General features: G+C 60.8%; 13 protein-coding genes and 1 pseudogene. 11 read left to right on the top strand and 3 right to left on the bottom strand.

Features of this window, described 5'->3' with window-relative positions:
* Positions 1 to 117: 117 nt before the first annotated feature.
* Complete coding sequence (gene uraH / locus ACP7B7_RS28775; protein WP_308922948.1) at positions 118 to 471, bottom strand: hydroxyisourate hydrolase; 354 nt, start codon at positions 469 to 471, stop codon at positions 118 to 120.
* A gap of 114 nt (positions 472 to 585) precedes the next feature.
* Here uraH and puuE point away from each other — a divergent pair, with 114 nt between their 5' ends.
* From puuE to ACP7B7_RS28725, 10 genes are all read left to right on the top strand, one after another.
* Positions 586 to 1,539, top strand: coding sequence for an allantoinase PuuE (gene puuE, locus ACP7B7_RS28770; protein ID WP_426078990.1), 954 nt, complete (start codon positions 586 to 588; stop codon positions 1,537 to 1,539).
* Positions 1,540 to 1,638: 99 nt separating this feature from the next.
* On the top strand, positions 1,639 to 3,105 hold the full coding sequence (xdhA, locus tag ACP7B7_RS28765) for a xanthine dehydrogenase small subunit (RefSeq protein ID WP_308922946.1): 1,467 nt from the start codon (positions 1,639 to 1,641) through the stop codon (positions 3,103 to 3,105).
* Between the two features lie 10 nt (positions 3,106 to 3,115).
* A complete protein-coding gene (gene xdhB / locus ACP7B7_RS28760) occupies positions 3,116 to 5,470 on the top strand; it encodes a xanthine dehydrogenase molybdopterin binding subunit (RefSeq protein ID WP_308922945.1) in 2,355 nt (784 codons plus the stop codon).
* A 3-nt stretch (positions 5,471 to 5,473) separates the two neighbouring features.
* Positions 5,474 to 6,541 carry a xanthine dehydrogenase accessory protein XdhC gene (gene xdhC / locus ACP7B7_RS28755; protein ID WP_426078989.1) on the top strand — a complete coding sequence of 356 codons (1,068 nt, stop codon included), beginning with the start codon at positions 5,474 to 5,476 and terminating at the stop codon, positions 6,539 to 6,541.
* Between the two features lie 9 nt (positions 6,542 to 6,550).
* Positions 6,551 to 7,861, top strand: a complete 1,311-nt coding sequence (guaD, locus tag ACP7B7_RS28750) for a guanine deaminase (protein WP_426078988.1) — start codon at positions 6,551 to 6,553, stop codon at positions 7,859 to 7,861.
* Positions 7,862 to 7,911: 50 nt separating this feature from the next.
* Entirely contained in the window at positions 7,912 to 9,408 is a 1,497-nt protein-coding gene (locus tag ACP7B7_RS28745) for an adenosine deaminase family protein (protein ID WP_426078987.1), read from the top strand.
* Positions 9,409 to 10,196: 788 nt separating this feature from the next.
* Positions 10,197 to 13,664, top strand: a complete 3,468-nt coding sequence (locus ACP7B7_RS28740; RefSeq protein ID WP_426078986.1) for a TonB-dependent receptor domain-containing protein — start codon at positions 10,197 to 10,199, stop codon at positions 13,662 to 13,664.
* Positions 13,665 to 13,779: 115 nt separating this feature from the next.
* Positions 13,780 to 15,483, top strand: coding sequence for a bifunctional metallophosphatase/5'-nucleotidase (locus tag ACP7B7_RS28735; RefSeq protein WP_426078985.1), 1,704 nt, complete (start codon positions 13,780 to 13,782; stop codon positions 15,481 to 15,483).
* 19 nt (positions 15,484 to 15,502) lie between these two features.
* Positions 15,503 to 16,723: a phospholipase D-like domain-containing protein gene (locus ACP7B7_RS28730; RefSeq protein WP_426078984.1), complete on the top strand. Its 1,221-nt coding sequence runs from the start codon at positions 15,503 to 15,505 to the stop codon at positions 16,721 to 16,723.
* 2 nt (positions 16,724 to 16,725) lie between these two features.
* Positions 16,726 to 17,790: a S1/P1 nuclease gene (locus tag ACP7B7_RS28725; protein ID WP_308925827.1), complete on the top strand. Its 1,065-nt coding sequence runs from the start codon at positions 16,726 to 16,728 to the stop codon at positions 17,788 to 17,790.
* A gap of 4 nt (positions 17,791 to 17,794) precedes the next feature.
* On the opposite strand, the gene ACP7B7_RS28720 is transcribed toward ACP7B7_RS28725, so the two are convergent.
* Complete coding sequence (locus ACP7B7_RS28720) at positions 17,795 to 18,559, bottom strand: DeoR/GlpR family DNA-binding transcription regulator (protein ID WP_308922938.1); 765 nt, start codon at positions 18,557 to 18,559, stop codon at positions 17,795 to 17,797.
* A gap of 75 nt (positions 18,560 to 18,634) precedes the next feature.
* On the opposite strand from ACP7B7_RS28720, the pseudogene ACP7B7_RS28715 reads away from it, so the two are divergent.
* Positions 18,635 to 19,213 (top strand): annotated as a pseudogene (locus tag ACP7B7_RS28715) (NUDIX domain-containing protein); the annotation flags it as partial.
* 412 nt (positions 19,214 to 19,625) lie between these two features.
* Here the strand turns inward: ACP7B7_RS28715 and ACP7B7_RS28710 are convergent.
* Complete coding sequence (locus tag ACP7B7_RS28710; RefSeq protein ID WP_308922937.1) at positions 19,626 to 20,597, bottom strand: ABC transporter permease; 972 nt, start codon at positions 20,595 to 20,597, stop codon at positions 19,626 to 19,628.
* Position 20,598: the final 1 nt, after the last annotated feature.

The following is a 20,598-nucleotide window of genomic DNA, read 5'->3' as shown; positions in this document are numbered from 1 at the left end:
GCTTTTCGGTAAGGTCAGTTCGGCTCATCGCTCTATGACCATCCAACCTCAATTAAGTTCAGTCAGACAGACCCTAGGCGGCCCCGCTAATCCGACAACATTGCTGGCAAAGCAGAATCAACTGCCCCGATATGTCGAATACGACCACGGCGACACCACCAGCGGCACATGGTAGTTTTCATCGGTGTGGGCGATGCCGAACGACAGGGTCACCAGGTCGATAAAGCGCGGCGAGGGCAATTGCACGCCTTGGGCGGCAAAGTAGTCGCCGGCATTGAAGACCAGTTCATACTGGCCCGCTTTCATGGTGTCGCCTTCCAGCAGCGGCGTGCTGCAGCGGCCGTCCTGGTTGGTCACATCCATCTTCAGCAAGACCTTGCCTTCCGGCGCGACCGAAAACAGGGCCACCTTGACGCCTGCGCCGGGCCGGCCGTGGGCGATATCGAGTACGTGCGTGCTGAGTTTTCCCATTTGCTATCCTATACGTTAACGGTGAATGTGCTTATCGACCAAATGATATACCTGTGACCGCGCCTGGCTATATGATTGGGCATATATTTCACATTTCTTCCCAAGGCGAGCCGCATGAGCACTTACGACAACTATCCGCGCGACCTGATCGGCTATGGCCGCACGCCGCCCCATCCGCAGTGGCCAGGTCAGGCCCGCATCGCACTGCAATTCGTGCTCAACTATGAAGAGGGTGCGGAAAACAGCGTGCTGCATGGCGATGCGGCATCGGAAACGTTTTTATCGGAAATGATCGGCGCGGCAGCCTTTCCCACGCGCCACCTGAGCATGGAGTCGATTTATGAGTACGGCTCGCGTGCGGGACTGTGGCGGCTACTGCGCATGTTCGAGGACCGGAAGTTGCCGCTGACGGTGTTCGGCGTGTCGATGGCCCTGAAGCGCAATCTGGAAGCGGTGGCGGCCTTCCAGCAGCTGGGTCATGAAATCGCCTGCCACGGCCTGCGCTGGATTTCGTACCAGAACATGGATGAGGCAAGCGAGCGCGAACATATGCGCGAGGCAGTGCAGATTATCCGCGAATTGACGGGTTCCGCCCCGCAAGGCTGGTACACCGGGCGCGATTCGCCCAATACGCGCAAACTGGTGGTCGAACATGGCGGCTTTCGCTATGACGCCGATTATTATGGCGACGACCTGCCGTTCTGGGAAAAGGTCGCTTATACGGATGCGAGCGGCGCGCCGGCCGTGCAGCCGCAGCTGATCGTGCCGTACACGCTCGATACCAACGACATGCGCTTTGCCGCCATGCAGGGTTTTAATTCGGGCACGCAATTTTTTGACTATCTGAAGGACGCCTTCGATGTGCTGTATGCGGAAGGCGACCCGAACGGCCTGAACCAGCCGAAGATGCTGTCGGTCGGCTTGCATTGCCGGCTGGTGGGGCGGCCTGGCCGCGCGGCGGCGCTGGCGCGCTTTCTCGACTATGTACAAGGGCATGAACAGGTGTGGATTACGCGCCGTATCGATATCGCCGAGCACTGGCATGCCAAGCATCCCAATATCGGCTGAGGATTATTGATGCAGATAGATAAGTGAAATCAATCTTTGCATATAGTTGTCCCGTGTGCCGGTGTTAATCTGTACCACTAGGACTATACCGAGGCCAGCATGTCAGAACCGATTCGTTTTTATTACCGTGGCGCCGTGCAGGAAGTACGCGATGCCGCCCCCACGCAGACTGTATTGCAGCATCTGCGCGAGGACCTGCATTGCACCGGCACCAAGGAAGGCTGCGCCGAAGGCGATTGCGGCGCCTGTACCGTCGTCGTCGCCAGCCTGGTCGACGGCCAGGTGGAAATGAAAACCGTGAACGCCTGCATCCAGCTGACGCCCACGCTGGACGGCAAGGCCCTGTTTTCCGTGGAAGATCTGCAACAGCCGGACGGCGCCCTGCATCCGGTGCAGCAGGCGATGGTGGAATGCCACGGCTCGCAATGCGGCTTCTGTACGCCCGGCTTTGTGATGTCGTTGTGGGGCATGTATCTGAAAAAAGACGGCGCCGCGCCCACGCGCTGCGAGATCGACGATGGACTGTCCGGCAATCTGTGCCGATGCACAGGGTACCGCCCGATTATCGATGCGGCCAAACGCATGAGTGAATTGCCGAAAGTGACTTTTGACCGCGATGCGCTGGCCCTGCAACTACAAGGCTTGCAGCGCGACCATCTGCATACCTATGCGGCCCGTGGCCAGCAATTCCATGCGCCACGCACCGTCGACGAACTGGCGCAATTACGTGCCGACAAGCCACAAGCCACCTTGCTGGCCGGGTCCACCGATGTGGGCCTGTGGGTCACCAAGCAATTGCGCGAGCTGGGCGAGATCATTTACCTGGGCAATGTCGCGGCCCTGAAAACCATCGCCCCGCAAGATGACATGCTGGAAATCGGCGCCGGCGCCAGCCTCAACGACGCGTATGCGGCGCTGTGCGAGCATTACCCTGAGGAATTATCGGAACTATGGCAGCGCTTTGCCTCCTTGCCGATCCGCAACGCCGGCACCCTGGGCGGCAATGTGGCCAACGGCTCGCCGATCGGCGACTCGATGCCGTGGCTGATCGCGCTGGGCACGCAGATCGTGCTGCGCGGTAGCGCCGGCCAGCGGACCATGGCGCTGGAAGATTTTTACCTGGGCTATCAAAAGAAAGACCTGCGGCCCGACGAATTTGTCGCAGCGCTGAGGGTGCCGCTGCCGCGCGCGCAAGTAAAATTCCGCACGTATAAGCTGGCAAAACGGTTTGACCAGGATATCTCGGCCGTGTGCGCCGCGTTTGCTTTCGAGCTCGACGGCGAGCGCATCGTCAACGCACGTATCGCCTTCGGTGGCATGGCCGCCACGCCGCAGCGCGCCACGCAAACGGAAACTTTCCTGCGCAATCAGGCGTGGACGGAGGACAACCTAGTGATCGCCATGGGCTTGCTGGCCGACGACTATGCGCCGCTGTCCGACATGCGCGCCTCCAACAGCTATCGCATGACGACGGCGCAAAACCTGCTGCGCCGCTTCTGGCTGGAAACACGCCACAGCGCGCCGCTGCTGCGCGCCTCATTGAACGCCTACGCTTGCCGCGCCTGAAAGGACCAGCATGAACCATCCTGTCACGCCTGAACTGCAAGCGGCCGCCTGGGCCGCCGTCGGCAAATCGAGTCCGCATGAATCGGCACAACTGCATGTGCTGGGGCAGGCGACCTATACCGACGATATTGCCGAACTGCAGGGCACCTTGCACGCGGCCTTGGGCCTGTCGCAAAAACCGCATGCGCGCATCAGCGCCATGGATTTATCGAAAGTGCGCGCCAGCGCCGGCGTGACCGCCGTGTTCACGGCGCAAGATATTCCCGGCACCAACGATTGCGGCCCCATCATCCATGACGACCCCATCCTGGCGGCCGAGCTGGTGCAATACGTGGGCCAGCCGATCTTTATCGTGGTGGCCGATACGCATGACCATGCGCGCCGCGCCGCCCGTCTGGCGCAGGTGACGTATGAAGAATTGCCGGCGATTATGACGCCGCAGGCGGCGAAGGCGGCGCAGTCATATGTGCTGCCGCCGATGCGGCTGGCGCGCGGCGACTGCCAGGCCGCATTTGAAAACGCACCGCATGTGGTCAGGGGCCAGCTCTATGTGGGCGGGCAGGAGCAGTTTTATCTGGAAGGCCAGATTTCCTACGCGATCCCGAAGGAAGCGCAGGGCATGCTGGTGCTGTGCTCGACCCAGCACCCGAGCGAAATGCAGCACGTGGTGGCGCATGCGCTGGGCGTGCATTCGCATAACATCACGGTCGAATGCCGGCGCATGGGCGGCGGCTTTGGCGGCAAGGAATCCCAGTCGGCGCTGTGGGCGGCGGCCGCGTCGATTGCGGCGGCGAAACTGAAACGCCCCGTCAAACTGCGCGCCGACCGCGACGACGACATGCTGGTCACGGGCAAGCGCCATTGCTTTTATTATGAATACGAAGTGGGCTATGACGAGACCGGCAAGATCCTTGCCGCCAAAGTCGACATGACCTCGCGCGCCGGCTATTCGGCGGATCTCTCCGGCCCGGTCGCCACGCGCGCCGTCTGCCATTTCGACAATACCTATTATTTGTCCGACGTCGATATCCGTGCCGCCTGCGGCAAGACCAATACCCAGTCGAACACGGCGTTCCGGGGTTTTGGCGGGCCGCAGGGCGCGATCGCCATCGAGTATGTGATCGATGAAATCGCGCGCCATCTGCGGCGCGATGCATTGGATATTCGCCTGCTCAATTTCTATGGCCGCGACGGCAGCGAAGGGCGCAATGTCACGCCGTATGGCCAGGTGATCGTCGACAATGTGATCCATGAACTGGTGGCCGAGCTCGAGCAGACCAGCGACTACCGCGCGCGCCGTTTTGCCATCGACGCGTACAACGAGTCCAGCCCGGTGCTGAAAAAAGGCCTGGCATTCACGCCATTGAAATTCGGCATCGCCTTCAATGTCAGCCATCTGAACCAGGCCGGCGCCCTGGTGCACGTGTATGTCGACGGCTCGGTGCTCGTCAACCACGGCGGCACGGAAATGGGGCAGGGCATCAATACCAAGGTGATGCAGGTGGTGGCGCATGAGCTGGGCCTGGACCTGGAACGGGTGCGGGCCACCGCCACCGATACCAGCAAGGTCGCCAATACCTCGGCCACGGCGGCCTCCACCGGCGCCGACCTGAACGGCAAGGCGGCGCAGGATGCGGCGCGCCAGATCCGCGAACGGATGAGCGACTACGCCGTCAAACTGTATGGCGGCGCGGCGGCGGACGTGCGCTTTTTCGACAACAATATCCACGTCAACGGCCATGTGCTGCCGTTTCCTGAACTGGTGCAAAAAGCCTACCTGGCCCGCGTGCAGCTGTGGTCCGATGGTTTCTATGCCACGCCCGGCCTGCACTGGGACGCCAAGACCATGACCGGCCACCCGTTTTCCTACTACGCCTATGGCGCGGCGGTGGCCGAAGTGGTGGTCGATACGCTGACCGGCGAATGGAAGCTGCTGCGCGCCGACGCTTTATACGATGCCGGCCAGTCGCTCAATCCGGCCATCGATATCGGCCAGGTGGAAGGCGCGTTTATCCAGGGCATGGGCTGGCTGACAACGGAAGAGCTGTGGTGGAATGGCGCGGGCAAGCTGATGACGCATGCGCCGTCGACCTATAAAATCCCCGGCATTTCCGATTGCCCGGAGGACTTCCGCGTCAATCTGTTCCAGAACCGCAATGTGGAAGACAGCATCCACCGCTCGAAAGCCGTCGGCGAACCGCCGCTGCTGCTGCCGTTTTCCGTGTTCTTTGCGATCCGTGACGCCATTTCCAGCGTCGGCGGCCATGCCGTGCAGCCACCATTGAATGCGCCGGCCACCAGCGAGGAAATCCTCAAGGCCGTGATGGCGGTGCAAGCCGCGTCCACCGTGGCCGTACAGGAGTAACAGATGAGCGACTGGCTGACGGCACTGCCGCATGATGATGTTCCTTCGGTACTGGTGACGGTGGCGCTGGTGGAAGGCTCGGGTCCGCGCGAGGCGGGCGCCAGGATGCGCGTCACCAATGAGGGGCAACTGGACACCATCGGCGGCGGCCACCTGGAATTGCGCGCGGTGGAAATTGCCAAGACCATGCTGGCGACCGGCGCCACCGGGGCGAAACTCGAACGCTTTGCGCTGGGTCCCAGCCTGGGCCAGTGTTGCGGCGGCGTGGTCCACCTGGCGTTCGAGCCGGTTGACGGGACTCTCAACGCCATGCTGCAGGCATTGCGCGAACGTCGCCAGCAAGACAGCTGGCGCGTGATCGCGCTCGATGGCGAGCCGGCATCGAGCCTGTTCGATGCCGATGGCGCCTGGCTCGGCGGCACCGCCGGCCAGGCGCCCGATACGTTTTCGCGCGAGCGCGGCACGCATGTGGCGCAGGGTAGCGACGGCCGGCGCTGGCTGGTCGACCCGTGCCTGGCGCCGCGCGCGCACCTGACCTTGTTTGGCGCCGGCCATGTCGGCGCGGCCATTGTGCGTGCGCTGGCCCATTTGCCGTGCAATATCACCTGGGTTGATGAACGCGAAGACATGTTCCCCGCACAATTGCCCGATAATGTGCGCATTGCCGCCACCGATGCGCCGGAAGAATTTGTCGCCATGGCGCCGGTCGGCGGCAGTTTCCTGGTCATGACGCACAGCCACGCGCTGGACCAGCGCCTGACGGAAGCGATCATGGAACGCGAAGACGCCGGCTGGTTCGGCCTGATCGGCTCGCACACGAAACGCAAGCAGTTCGAACACCGCTTGCAGGCGAAGGGCGTGCCGGATGAAAAGATTGCCGCCATGGTCTGCCCTATCGGCTTGCCCGGCATCCGCAACAAGGCGCCGGCCGTGATCGCCGCCTCGGTGGCCTGTCAATTATTAATGGTGTGGGAGCAAGCCGCTGAAGCGGCGCTGACCACGCCGCTGCGGCTGGTTTCTGCCAGCACGCCACCGCGCCGCAAGTCACGCGCCGCGGTTCACCAGTCATAGAAAGAAGTCATGCCGATCGTTCCTGTTTCAGTGCAAGCTTACCGTGCCAGCTTGCTGCACTTCCACGCCGATCCCGCCTTCAGCGAGGAGGCGCACGCGTTTCACACGGATGGCTTGCTGGTCGTGGCCGACGGCAAGGTGCTTGCCGCCGGCGAATACGATCAATTGTTGCCTGGCTTGCCGGCAGGTACCGAGGTCATCGACTATCGTGGCAAGCTGATCGTGCCCGGCTTTATCGACACCCACTTGCATTTTCCACAGACGGAAATGATTGCCTCGCCCGCGCCTGGCCTGCTGCCATGGCTGGAAACATATACCTTCCCGACCGAACGCGCGTTTGAAGATACGGTACATGCGCGCAACGTGGCCGAGTTTTTCCTCGACGAGCTGCTGCGCTGCGGCACCACCACCGCCATGGTGTATGGCAGCGTGCATCCGCAATCGGTCGACGCCTTTTTTGGCGCCAGTGAAGCGCGCGGCCTGCGCATGGTGGCCGGCAAGGTGATGATGGACCGTAACTGCCCCGAATTCCTGCGCGACACGGCCGAGTCGGGTGCGCGTGAAAGCGAAGAACTGATACGGCGCTGGCACAAGCGAGGCCGTTCGTTGTACGCGATCACGCCCCGTTTCGTGCCCACTTCCACCAACGAACAGATGCACCTGGCGGGCGAACTGGCGCGCGCCTATCCGGACACCTATCTGCAGACGCATGTGTCGGAAAACGAGGATGAATGCCGCTGGGTGCGCGAACTGCATCCGCAGGCGCGCAGCTACCTCGACGTGTATGACCACTACGGCATGCTGCGCCCGCGCGCCATGTTCGGCCACTGCATCTGGCTCGACGAACGCGACCGTGCCCGCATGGCGGAAACGCAATCGGCGGCGGCGATTTGCCCGACCTCGAACCTGTTCCTCGGCAGCGGTTTGTTTGATTTTGAAAAGGCCGATGCGGCGCGCGTGCTGCTCTCCCTGGCCACCGATGTGGGCGGCGGCACCTCGTTCTCGATGTTGCAAACCATGAACGAAGCCTATAAAGTAGCACGCTTGAAAGGCAGCTACCTGCCCGCCTTGCGCATGTTCTACCTGGCCACCTTGGGCGCGGCGCGCGCCATGCAGCTCGAAGGCGTCGTTGGCAATTTTGCGCCCGGCACGGAAGCGGACTTCATCGTGCTCGACAAAAAATCCACGCCGCTGCTGGAACGCCGCACGGCCGCCTGCCAGAGCCTGGAAGAGCTGCTGTTTGCGCTGGCGCTGCTGGGCGATGACCGCGCCGTCGCCGCCACGTATTCGGGCGGGGTGCGCGTGCATGCGCGGGGCTGACCCGAGCTCGCCTTACGTTTTCAACCCTACCACCCTGATCGGGACTCCTGATGCAAAAGAAAATCACTCGCCTGGCCTTGAGCATGGCGCTGGCCATGTCCGCTCCGGTGCTCGCCCATGCCGCCAGTCCGTCCGCCAATGAAGCGGCCACCGCCCGCCATTTCGCCGCGCTGGTGTCCGGTAGCCAGCCCAGGACGGCCGAGCTGAGCCTCTTCTTTTCCATGATGCCCAAAGGCGGCGACCTGCATCACCATTACTCGGGTTCCATCTATGCCGAGCAATTCCTGGAATGGGTCGACAAGGAAAACTATTGCGTCAACAAGACGACGTACCGTATCGAAAGCCGGAAAGACGTGGCCGCAGCGGAGCGCGCCAAGCCGGCCGGCCAGCGCGGCTGCCTGTCGTCGACCGAAGTGTTTGCCGACGCGGGCCTGTATGCGGAACTGCTGCAGCGCTGGTCGACCAAGGATTTCTACAACCACAGCGGCCAGCAGACGCCACCGGACCGCACCTTCTTCGACACCTTCGGCTACTTCGGCCCGGTCGCCTCGACCAATACGGGCGAGGGCCTGAAAACGCTCAAGCAGCGCGCCATCGCGGAAAACCTCAGCTACATCGAAACCATTTTTGAGTTGTCGCCGTTCGTATCGAACCCGCAATTCGACCAGCAGGTGCTGACCCCCGGCATGCGGCCCGATGCGCTGCAAGCCGTGCTGGCCGGCTGGACGCAGCAATTGGAGCAGGATGCCGGCTTCCAGAAAAGCATCACCGCCTATAACGACAATGTGAACACCAGCAGCGCCGGCATCGACGACGCCAATTTCACCATGCGCTATCAGGCCTATGTGCTGCGCTTCCTGTCGCCGTCGCAAGTGTTCTCGTCGATGGTGGCCGGTTTCAAGGCCGCCAGCCTCAACCCGCTGGTGGTGGGCGTCAATATCGTCGGCCAGGAAAGCGTGAATGTGTCCATGCGCGACTACAGCCTGCATATGGAAATGTTCAAATTCCTGAAAGCCAAGTATCCGAACGTCAAGATTGCCCTGCATGCGGGCGAGCTGGCGCTGGGCATGGTGCCGCCGGAGGGCATGGCCTTCCATATCGCCGAGGCGGTGGATGTGGCCGGCGCCAACCGCATCGGCCACGGCATGGATATCGCCCATGAGACCAATACGCTGGCCACCATGCAGAAAATGCGCGCGCGCGGCATCCCGGTGGAAGTGAACCTTACCAGCAATGACTACATTCTTGGTATCAAGGGCCAGGCCCATCCGGTGACCCTGTACCGCAAGTATGGCGTGCCGTTTGTCATATCCACCGACGATGCGGGCGTGTCGCGCAATACCCTGTCGAACGAATACGTGTTGTTCGCCAGCCAGTACAAGACCGATTACGCGGAAATCAAGAAGCTGTCGTACAACAGCCTGCGTTATTCCTTCCTGGCTGACGCGGATAAACAACGTTTATTGACATCGCTCGCCGCGCGCTTTGCCACATTTGAAGCGCAAATTGCCGCAGCGGATGCTGCCAGCAAGGCCATCAAACCGTAAGTTGCTTTCACGTCGAAACTGACACTGTCAGGGCGGCCGGGTCCTCCGGCCGCCTGCGTTTTCCCCATCCTGATTTCCTCGCTGTTTTTCTGTTAATTTTGTGGCGGCCAAGCGACACAATATCGGGCAGATGCCTCTCTTTTCCTGTTTTCGTAAGTGAAACAATTTCAAGCACAAATTGCTCACTTATAATTTCGCGCCATAAGCTTATGCTGTGCTGTCATACAAATCTTTTCTTGTAACTCCCCTGTAATTTAGACTTTTTAAATATAAATCTCTAAAAAAAATCGTATTTGTCATCCATTTTTTGATGATGCATAGTGGAATGAGGGGGATGGTAAAAAGTCACAATTTGTTTGGTCCTGGCAGCAAGAAGCGCGGTTTTCGCAGTAGATCAATGTGACATGCAGAGTGAAACGACAGGGCTTCGCCTTTTATGTCTGAAATCGCCACATGTCATGGCCGTGTCACAGTCTTGAAATATTTAACAATTACACTTTCGCCTTGGCTTGTAGCGCTGGCCAGGATGTGGAGTGAATGTCACGGGAGCTAGCGCCCCGTGTCATTGGGAACGGTGGCTTGCTACTGGTCCATTTTTGCTTGAATCCGGATGGCGGTGGCAGTGGGAAGTGGGGCGGTCCCGTCAAGGCCCGCAGCCGGTCCGGCCAGCGTAACAGTTGCAGCATAGTAAAGAGGGAATGTTGTGTTTGTGTTGCTGTGCGGCGCAGCCGGGCAGTGAGGCAATCGCGGTATTTTCAAAAAATAATAGTCTTTTTTGGGGTTACAAGATGATCAATCACAAACGACTTCGGCTGACGCAAATCGCGCTAAGCCTGTCTATCGCACTGGCGGCCGCACCATCGTTCGCACAGAATACGACTTCCTCCATCGGCGGACGCATTTCCTCCAGCGACGGCCAGCCGGCTGCCGGCGCTGTCGTTACCATCGTGCACGTCGAATCGGGCTCCGTCAACAACGTGACCACCGATGCGGAAGGCCGCTATGTCGCACGCGGCTTGCGCGCTGGCGGTCCTTACACCATTACCGTCACCAAGAACGGCCAGGTCGAAAAACGCGAAGGCGTGTACGTGCAACTGGCTGAAACGGCCAGTGTCGACGCCACCTTGGGCGCCCAGATGCAAACTGTGAACGTCACGGGTTCCGGCGCACGCGCACAAATTTTTAATCGCAGCAATATGGGTGCCGGCACCAATATCGGCGCAAATGAACTGGCGATGCAAGCGTCGATCCAGCGCAACTTGCAAGATTACGCCCGCTCCGATCCACGTGTTTCGCAAACCGACAAAGAGCGTGGCGAATTGTCCGTTGCCGGCCAGAACTCGCGCTACAACTCGATGACCATCGATGGCGTGGCGGTGAATGACACCTTCGGCCTGGAATCGAACGGCAGCCCGACCGCCAAGCAACCGATTTCGATCGACGCCATCCAGTCGGTTCAAGTCAACGTGGCCAACTACGATGTCACGCAAAAAGGCTATACCGGCGCTAATATCAACGCCGTGACCAAATCGGGCACTAACGAATTCAAGGGCAGTGTCTATTACGTTTTCCGTAACGACAAGATGGCCGGTGATCGCTTCGATAACACCAAGGACACCTACTACTCGCCGGCCAAGTTCCGTGAAACCACCAAGGGTGCTTCCGTCGGCGGCCCGTTGATCCAGGATAAACTGTTCTTCTTCGCCAATAAAGAGAAGCTGGAAAGCACGCGTACCGCACCAAACTTCGGCCCGCTCGGCAGCTCGATGACCAATGTCGGCGTCACCCAGTCGGCGATTGAACAAGCGCAGAACATCGCCAAAACACAGTACGGCCTCGATATCGGTACGCTTGAAGTGCCGGTCGGTACCAAAATGACGGTCGATGATACGCTGTTGAAACTGGACTGGAATATCAACGATAACCATCGCGCGATGGTACGTTATTCGAAAACCGATCAATCCGAGCCAATGTTCACCGGCGTGTCTGCCAGCGGCATCGCTTTGAATACCGCATGGCGCCAGCAAAACAAGACCATCGAAACGACGGTCGGTCAATGGTTTGCCGACTGGACTCCAACGTTCTCGACCGAGTTCAAGGTCTCGTCGCGCGACTATGAAAGTCTGCCGAAAAACAATGCCAACCTGCCAACCATGGCGCTGCAGTTTTCCGGTGCCCTGCCAGCTGGCTCGCCGGCTGGCGTCTCGACCAGTAGCCGTTACCTGAACTTTGGTACGGACCAGTCGTACCAGCATAACGAATTGCGTACTAAAACCAAGGACGTCTATCTGGGCGCCAACTGGGCACTCGGCGACCATGAAATCAAGTTTGGTAGCGATTTCAGCAAGAACGACATCTATAACGCGTATCTGCAAAACGTCAACGGCAACTATACATTTGGTTGTATTAACAACGTCCAATACTCGTTCCTGACACCAACTGGTGTCGTCAATGGTCAGCCAGCGTACACCTTTAACTGCAGCACGACGACTGCCGCCTTGCATCAACAAGCTGTACTGGAAAATTTCCGCATCGGTCGTCCTAGCGGCTACCAAGTGCAGGTGCCGGTTGCGGGCGGCTCGCTGCAAAACGCCATTTCCGACTTCAGCATGAAGAACTATGGCTTCTTCGCGCAAGATGTCTGGACCGTCAACAAGCAACTGACCATTCAATACGGCGTGCGTGTCGATAAAGCGGGCATCAGCGATCGTCCTTTGCGCAATGTTGCGGCAGCCGCACCGACAGTCGCAGGCGTCGTCAACCCTGCCAATCTCGTTCGTGGCGGTACGGCACAAACGGGTGGTTTTGGCCTGGATAACACGCAGACGATCGATGGCCAGACTCTGGTGCAACCACGTGTCGGTTTCAACTACAAGTTCGAGAGCACCCGTCCGACGCAGTTGCGTGGTGGCTTTGGCCTGTTCCAGGGTGCCGCCGCGTCGGTCTGGCTGTCCAACCCGTTCTCCAATCCAGGTGTTGCAACCGCAGTGATCGGTTGCGGCTCGGGCTTTGCCGTTGCGTGCCCAACCGTCGGTGGTACCTTCAATCCTGATCCGAACAAGCAGCCGACCAATATTGGCGCTACGCCAGCAAGCAACGTCGACTTCCTGTCGCCGGAGCTGCGTCAACCGTCGATCTGGAAAGGCAATCTGGCACTGGAGCATGAGTTGCCATGGATGGGTCTGGTATTTGGTGCGGAGTATCTGCGTACACAAAACAAGGATGCGATTTACTACGAGAATCTGAATCTGGGTGCCGCCACCCGTACCGGCACCGACGGTCGTTCGCTGTATTACACCGCCAATGCGTATAACACCGCGTGCTGGACCGCCTCAGGTGGCCTGAGCACGACTGCCGCAGCGGCTTGCGGTGGCGCCAGCAATCGTGCGTTGAAAAACATCAACTACAACAACGTGTTGCTTGCCAAGAAAACCGACAAAGGTGAAGGCAATCTGGTGACGCTGTCGTTGAGCCAGCCGATGAGCAAAGGTTTTGGCTGGTCGGTTGCGTACACCTACACCGATGCGACGGAAGTTGCGCCACTGACCTCGTCCGTGTCGAATTCGAACTTCAACGCCCGTTCGATTTTCAACCCGAACGAAAACGTTGCAGCCAACTCCAGCTATCTGGTCAAAGACCGCTTCAACGCCGTCTTCAACTGGCAGAAGCGTTTCTTCGATAACTACAAGACCACCTTCGGTCTGTTCTATGAAGGCCGCAAAGGCAAGCCATACAGCTGGACTTTCGCCAATGACTTGAACGGCGACGGCGTTTCCGGCAATGACCTGCTGTACATCCCATCGGCGCCAGGCTCGGGTCAGGTGGTGTTCCGTGGCGATACCGCCACCAGCCACGTCAACGAAGACCGTTTCTGGGCATTTGTTAACAGCTATGGCGACCTGCGTAACAAAGCCGGCGGCGTGGCCAAGCGTAACGGCAGCTTCTCGCCATGGACCAACAGCTTTGACATGCGCATCAGCCAGGAAGTGCCAGGCTTCTTTAAAGGCAACAAAGGCGTGTTCACGATGGACTTCTTTAACGTGGGCAACATGATCAACCGCAAATGGGGCCGTATCAACGAAATGGCATTCCGTTCGGCTGGTGGCCAGACGCGCAGTTTTGTTGATTTTGCCGGCCTCGATGCACAAGGTCGCTATATCTACCAAGTGCGTGACAAGGTCGAGGACTACACCGTGCGTCAACAAAAAGGCGAGTCCCAATGGGCGCTGCAAGCAACGGTCAAGTACGAATTCTGATCTCGTCGTGACCTTGTAAGTTAGCAAAATCGAGAACGGCTGGTGGCGACACCAGCCGTTTTTTTTATACGCAAGATGGTTTACTCTGTTTCTTTTTTTCAAGGCTGTCGCATCCATGGCTACTCATTTCATCCGCACTCCTGTCGCCCATGCGGCGCTGATCCTGGCCCTGGCCACGCTGGCTGGCTGCGCCACGCCGCCGCGCGGCCCCGTCGAACTCAACCTGGTGGCCCTGAATGACTTCCATGGCAATCTCGACAGCAGCAAATTTACCTACACCAGCGTCAACGATCCCGCCCGCAAGATGACGGTGCAGGCCGGCGGCATCGATGTGCTGTCCGGGGCTCTGAAGGCTTGGCGCAAGGAAGATTCACAACTGATTTTTGTCGGCAACGGCGACCTGGTCGGCGCCAGCCCCGCCATGTCGGCGCTGTGGGCGGACGAGCCGAGCATCGTCGCCATGAACATGCTGGGCATGACGGCCAGCTCGGTCGGCAACCACGAATTTGACCAGGGCAAGGCGGAACTGCTGCGCCAGCAGCGCGGCGGCTGCGTGTCCGCGCGTGCCGACAAGGCCTGCCAATACAGCCCCAATTTTCCTGGCGCCAGCTATACCTATCTGGCAGCCAATGTGATCGACACGCAGACCGGCAAGTCGCTGCTGCCGTCCTACAAGATCGAACAAGCGCACGGCGTCAAGGTCGGCCTGATCGGCGCCGTGCTGAAAGACGTGCCGTCCGTGGTGACGGCGGCCGGCATTGCCGGCCTGCAGTTCGGTGACGAAGCCGACGCCATCAACGCCACCTTGCCGGCGCTGCGCGCGCAAGGCGTGGGCGTGTTCGTGGTGCTGCTGCACCAGGGCGGCGAAACCGAAGAATACGTCGACCAGCCCGACTGCGGCAAACTGACAGGCCCGGTGATCGATGTCGTCAAGCGCCTCGATCCGGCGATTCAACTGGTCGTCAGCGGCCACTCGCACCAGGGTTATCTGTGCCGCGTCGACGGCCGGCTGGTGACGCAGGCGCAGATGGGCGGCCATATACTCACGCGCATCAAGCTCAAGGTTGATACCGAAAAAAATAGCGTGGTCGATGCCAGCGCGCAAAACGTCGTGATGTTGCCCGGCATGTTCGAGCCGGATGCCAAAGTGGCCGCCTACCTGGCCGCCGTCAAGCAGCGCAGTTCGGCTGAACTGTCGCGCCCGGTAGCCAGGATTGCCGTGCCGCTGGTCGGCCGCAGCACCAAGGGCAGCGGCGCCTCCGCGCTGGGCGACCTGGTGGCCGACAGCACCCTGTTCGGCGCGCGCGCCGCCGGCGCCCAGATCGGGCTGATGAACAATGGCGGCATCCGCAAGGACCTCGAAGCGGGTCCCGACCTGATGACCAATGTTGGCCAGAACCAGGCCGTCGTCCCGTTCGGCAATACCCTGATGGTCATCAGCCTGTCCGGCGCGCAGATCCGCACCCTGCTGGAACAGCAATGGCCGGATGACCACGCCGAAGAGGGCAACCTGCTGCAGGTCTCGCAAGGCTTTACCTACCGCTGGGACAGCACCCGTCCGCAAGGCCAGCGCGTGCTGCCGGGCAGCATCCTGCTCGATGGCGTGGCGCTCAAGGACGAGCAGCAATACCGCGTGGCCGTCAACAGTTTCCTGGCCGGTGGCGGCGACCGCTTTACCGTGCTGGCCAATGGCACGCGCCGCCTGGATACGGGCGTGCGCGATATCGACGCCTTCAGCGACTACCTGATCGATCGCGCGCGCGCCGGCAAGCCGGCCGGCAGCGCCACTGCGGCCGGGCGCATCGTGCGCGTCAAATAAACATTCACAAGGAACATTCATGCGTCGTCTTTTATTTTCTGCTCTGCTGTCCAGCCTGTTCGCGGGCAGCGCCCACGCCGATTTCACCATTCCCGGTTTTGAACTGGTGCACACCTCCCCGGTGGAAACCACGCTGGCCAACCCCGACCTGCGCGAGCCGGTGGCCGTATGGAGCGAGCTGTTCGATGCGGCAAAAAGCGAGATCGTCATCGCCCAGTTCTACGCCGTCAGCAAACCGGGCACGGCATTCGACAAGGTGCTGGCCAGTTTGACGGCCGCCGGCCAGCGCGGCGTGAAGATCCGCTTTTTGCTCGATTTGAAAGGCGTGGGCCTGTCGGAACCGGCGACCATCGAACAGATCAAGGCGATTCCCAACCTGGAGCTGCGCATCATCGATTTCAACAAGATCACCGGCAACGGCATCGTGCACGCCAAATACCTGGCCGTCGATGGCAAGGTGGCGTATATCGGCAGCCAGAATTTCGACTGGCGCTCGTTCGAGCATATCCATGAAACGGGCCTGAAGATCACCGAGCCGGCGATGGTGGGCCAGGTGCAGGCGATCTTCGAACAGGACTGGCAGGCACAGGCGCTAACCGCCAAGGGCAGCCGCGCTACCTTGCTCAACAGCAAAACGGTTCCCGCCAACTACGCGCAGAACGCGTTTTTGCTGGCCAGCCCGAACGCCTATAATCCGGCTGGCGTGGGCGACTCGGAAAGCGGCTTGCCGGCCTTGTTGGCCGATGCCAAAAGCGAAGTGCGCATCCAGCTGCTGGACTACGCACCGCTGTCGTACGGCCCGAATCGCACGCGGCCGTATTACGCCGTGATCGACAATGCCGTGCGCGCGGCGGCCCAGCGCGGCGTGAAAATCAAATTGATGGTGTCCGCCTGGAACACGGAAGCGCCGGCGATTGCCTACCTGAAAAGCCTGGCGCTGGTGCCGAACGTGGAGATTCGCATCGTCACGATACCCACCGCATCGACCGGCTTTATTCCGTTCGCGCGCGTGATCCACAGCAAGACCATGACCATCGACGGCAAGCTGGCCTGGGTCGGCACCAGCAACTGGGCCGGCGGCTATTTCGACTTGTCGCGCAACCTGGAAGTGGTGCTGCGCAATGAGGCCATGGCGCAGCGCCTGGTGGCCCTGCACGAGCAGACCTGGAGCTCCGGCTACGCGCAGCCGATCGATATCAACAAACAGTATCCGAAGCCTGCCAAGGGGACGCCACAATGACCATGAAAAAACTGGCATGCGTGCTGGCGCTGGCCAGCGCCTTTATGAGCGGCAACGCACTGGCCTGGGGCAATGACGGCCACCGCGCCGTGGGGGCGATTGCCGACCAGCTGCTCAAGGGCAGCGCGGCGCAGGCGAAAATCGCCGCCCTGCTGCTGCCCGGCGAAACCCTGGAGTCGATCGCCAACTGGCCCGACTGCGTGAAAGGTACGTATTGCGGCCCGCAGTCGCCCGAGATGGTGGCCTACGTTGCCGCCAACCCCAAGCACAGCGAATACCATTACACCGATATTCCATTCCAGAACGCGCACTATCACGATGGCGCCACCGGCAGCGCCGACGACGATATCGTGCAGACCCTGAAGCAGGCGATTTCGGTGTTGCAGGGCAAGAGTGACCTGGCCAGCAATCCGCACCAGTTCACGCCGCGCCAGGCGCTGATATTGATCACGCACCTGGTCGGCGATATCCACCAGCCGCTGCACGTGGGCGCCGCGTATGTGGCCAAGGATGGCCGTTTTGTGGTGCCGGAAACGCAGGCGCAGATCGACGGCCTGGCGATTTTCGATGCGCGCGGCGGCAATAATCTGTTGCTGGACGACGCGCAGATCACGGCCTTGTCCGATGCCGTGATTCCGGCGCCGTTGCCGGCGGAAGCTGGCGCCGCCAAGCCCGTTGCCTATCCGAAGCCGCCGACGAAACCGCTGCACTCGTACTGGGACAGCACCGTGGTCGACTATGCCATGCGGCGCCTGTCGACGCGTACGCCGCGCCAGTTCGCGCAGACGGTGATCGCCAGCCAGCCCGAGGTGCCCGGCAATAGCGGCGACCCGGCCACCTGGCCGTATCAATGGGCCGATGCCGCGCTGGCGGCATCGAAAACAGCGTATGCGGGCGTGGTGGCCGGGCCGGCCACGCAGCAGACCAGCCGCAAGGGCGACGTCTATTATGTCTGGTCCCTGAGCGTGCCCAGCGACTATCCCGTGCCCAGCTCGGCATTGGCCAAGACGCAGCTGATCAATGGCGGCTATCACCTGGCGGCGGTGTTGCAGGCGATCTGGCCGTAAATGCCTACGCCAGCGTGATGGCGATACCCATCTCGCGGTAGGGTGCCAGCAGCGCCTCGTCCGTATCGCGCAGCACGACGATATCGCTGACCTGGTTCAAGGGCGCGATCCGGAACGGCGAGACGGTATGCAGCTTTTCCGGCGAGGCCAGTACCACCGTGCGGGCCGCCGCGTCGGATAGGGCGCGCTTGACGCAGGCTTCCTCGTGGTCGCCGGTGGTGATGCCCGCCTGCGGATGCAGGCTCGACACGCCCATGAAATACAGGTCGGCGCGGATACCGCCTATCGCTTCCACTGTGGCGGCGCCCAGGTTGACGATGGAGTGCTTGAACAACTTTCCTCCCAGCATCACCACCTCGATCAAGGGGTGGCTCGCCAGTTCCACCGCAATCGACGGGCTGTGCGTCACCACCGTGGCGCGCAACTCGCGCGGCAGCTGGCGCACCAGTTGCAACGTCGTCGTGCCGCCATCGATAAAGACCACTTGCCCCGTTTGTATCATGGCGCCGGCCGCGCGGCCGATGGCCGGCTTGGCGTCGGGCGAAATCTGTACGCGGCTGGCATACGGCGCCAGTGCGGGCGAGGCGGGCAAGAGCGGTATCGCTCCGCCGTGCACGCGTTGCAGCAAACCCTCCTTGGCCAGTTCGCGCAGGTCGCGCCGTATCGTGTCTTCCGACAAGCCCAGGGTATCGCTGACGGCCTTGGCAACGAGCTGGCCTTCTCGTTGCAGCAGGTCCAGCAGATATTGTTTGCGTTGATGTGTGAGCATATATTTTCTTGAATATTCTTGAATTTTCACGAGTTTGCATGATAAAGTCGGCGCACGCAAGCACAAGGAGACAAGATGAACGAAGAAAGAGTACGCATCCGGGATGTGACGACGCTGTCGCACGACTGGTATCTGTTACAGAAAACCACATTCGATTATCTGCGCCGCGACGGCCAGTGGCAGTCGCAGACGCGCGAGACGTATGACCGCGGCGACGGCGCCACCATCCTGCTATATAACAAAAAGCAAGGCACGGTGATCCTGATCCGCCAGTTCCGTTTCCCCACGTATCGCGACGGCCATGACGGCTTCCTGATCGAGGCCGCCGCCGGCCTGCTGGAGCAGGCCAGTCCGGAACAGCGCATCCGTGCCGAAGTCGAAGAAGAAACCGGCTACCGGGTCGGCGCCGTGGACAAGGTGTTCGAGGCTTTCATGAGTCCCGGCTCCGTCACCGAACGCCTGCATTTCTTTGTGGCCGAATACGATCCGTCCAGTCGCCTGAACGACGGTGGCGGCCTGGCCCATGAAGGCGAGGATATCGACGTGCTGGAACTGCCTTTGGCGCAGGCGATGCGGATGGTGGCGGACGGGCGCATCTGCGACGGCAAGACCATCATGCTGCTGCAGCATGCGCAGCTGCAGCTGATGCCGGCGAAAACAAGCCTGCAGATATTGATTGCCGGGCCGTACCGCTCGGGGACTGGCGACGACCCGGACAAGATGGCGGCCAATGTGGCGGCGATGGAAGCGCAGTGCCTGCCGCTGTATGCGGCCGGCCATATGCCGGTGCTGGGGGAATGGCTGGCGCTGCCGATGCTGGCGCTGGCCGGCTCGAAGCAAGTCGGGGATAGCGTGTACGAGGAACTGTTCCATACCCATTGCGAGCGCTTGCTCTCGCATTGCGATGCGGTGCTGCGCCTCAAAGGGGAATCGTCCGGCGCCGACCGCATAGTGGCGGTGGCGCGCGGCCTGGGCCTGCCGATCTATTGTTCGCTGGAAGAGATTCCGGCAGCATAAAAAAAGCGAAGCCCGCGGGCTTCGCTTTTTTGTGCGTGCCAACTTGACGTTAGCGCGATTTGACGAATGGAATGCCGATCGCCTTTGGTGCCACCGACTTGGCCATCAGGCCGGCCAGCACGATCACGGTCACCACGTACGGCACCATCTGGATCAGCGAGCCGGGGATGCGGCCGACGATGGGCAGGTCGACGCCTTCGATCTGGATCTGGATCGCGCTGAAGAAGCCGAACATCAGGCAGCCGAGGAAGGTGTAGACCGGACGCCAGTTGCCGAACACCATGGCCGTCAGGGCCAGGTAGCCGGCGCCGGCCGACATGTCACGCAGGAAAAAACCGCTTTGCACGATGGCCAGATACGCACCGGAAAATGAGCACAGGATGCCGGCCACCAGCATGGCCATATAGCGGGTCGCTTCCACGCTGACGCCGGCCGAATCGGCCGCGTGCGGGTTTTCGCCGCAGGCGCGCAGGCGCAGGCCGAAGCGTGTGTGGTACAGCAGCCAGTGCACCAGCGGGATCAACAGGAAGGCGAGATAGACCAGGATGGAATGGCCGCCGATCAGGTGGGCATACACCCAGCCGATGAACGGGATATGTTCCACATACTGGGTGCCCGGCAGCACCACGTCGAACAATCGCGCCGACCCCAGGTCGGGCGTGCGGCCGCCCTGCTGGAAGAAGAACTGCGCCAGGACAAAAGTCAGCCCGCTCATGGCGATATTGATGGCCATGCCGGCCACCAGCTGGTTGCCCTTTTGCGTGATGCTGACATAGGCTTGCAGCAAGGCCAGCGCGACGCAGACCAGCATGCCGGCCGCCATGCCGTAATACGGGTTTTGCGTGGTGTAGGCCACGGCGGCGGAAGCGAAGGCGCTGGCCAGGATCTTGCCTTCCAGGCCGATATCGATCATGCCGCTGCGTTCGGCGAACAGGCCGGCCATGGCGGCAAAGATCAGCACCGGCGCATTGCGCACGGTCGAGACCAGGATGCTGGCGAAATGAAAGTCGTCGAGTGTCATG

It is taken from the genome of Janthinobacterium sp. PSPC3-1 (assembly GCF_049896105.1).
Lineage (GTDB): Bacteria > Pseudomonadota > Gammaproteobacteria > Burkholderiales > Burkholderiaceae_D > Janthinobacterium.
The sequence above is the reverse complement of the archived record's forward strand: the minus strand, read 5'-3'. Positions and strand labels throughout refer to the sequence as shown.

Bases quoted from the DNA above. Each gene is read 5' to 3' on its own strand.
- uraH (WP_308922948.1), bottom strand. From the start codon at position 471: ATGGGAAAACTCAGCACGCACGTACTCGATATCGCCCACGGCCGGCCC.
- puuE (WP_426078990.1), top strand. From the start codon at position 586: ATGAGCACTTACGACAACTATCCGCGCGACCTGATCGGCTATGGCCGC.
- xdhA (WP_308922946.1), top strand. From the start codon at position 1,639: ATGTCAGAACCGATTCGTTTTTATTACCGTGGCGCCGTGCAGGAAGTA.
- xdhB (WP_308922945.1), top strand. From the start codon at position 3,116: ATGAACCATCCTGTCACGCCTGAACTGCAAGCGGCCGCCTGGGCCGCC.
- xdhC (WP_426078989.1), top strand. From the start codon at position 5,474: ATGAGCGACTGGCTGACGGCACTGCCGCATGATGATGTTCCTTCGGTA.
- guaD (WP_426078988.1), top strand. From the start codon at position 6,551: ATGCCGATCGTTCCTGTTTCAGTGCAAGCTTACCGTGCCAGCTTGCTG.
- ACP7B7_RS28745 (WP_426078987.1), top strand. From the start codon at position 7,912: ATGCAAAAGAAAATCACTCGCCTGGCCTTGAGCATGGCGCTGGCCATG.
- ACP7B7_RS28740 (WP_426078986.1), top strand. From the start codon at position 10,197: ATGATCAATCACAAACGACTTCGGCTGACGCAAATCGCGCTAAGCCTG.
- ACP7B7_RS28735 (WP_426078985.1), top strand. From the start codon at position 13,780: ATGGCTACTCATTTCATCCGCACTCCTGTCGCCCATGCGGCGCTGATC.
- ACP7B7_RS28730 (WP_426078984.1), top strand. From the start codon at position 15,503: ATGCGTCGTCTTTTATTTTCTGCTCTGCTGTCCAGCCTGTTCGCGGGC.
- ACP7B7_RS28725 (WP_308925827.1), top strand. From the start codon at position 16,726: ATGAAAAAACTGGCATGCGTGCTGGCGCTGGCCAGCGCCTTTATGAGC.
- ACP7B7_RS28720 (WP_308922938.1), bottom strand. From the start codon at position 18,559: ATGCTCACACATCAACGCAAACAATATCTGCTGGACCTGCTGCAACGA.
- ACP7B7_RS28710 (WP_308922937.1), bottom strand. From the start codon at position 20,597: ATGACACTCGACGACTTTCATTTCGCCAGCATCCTGGTCTCGACCGTG.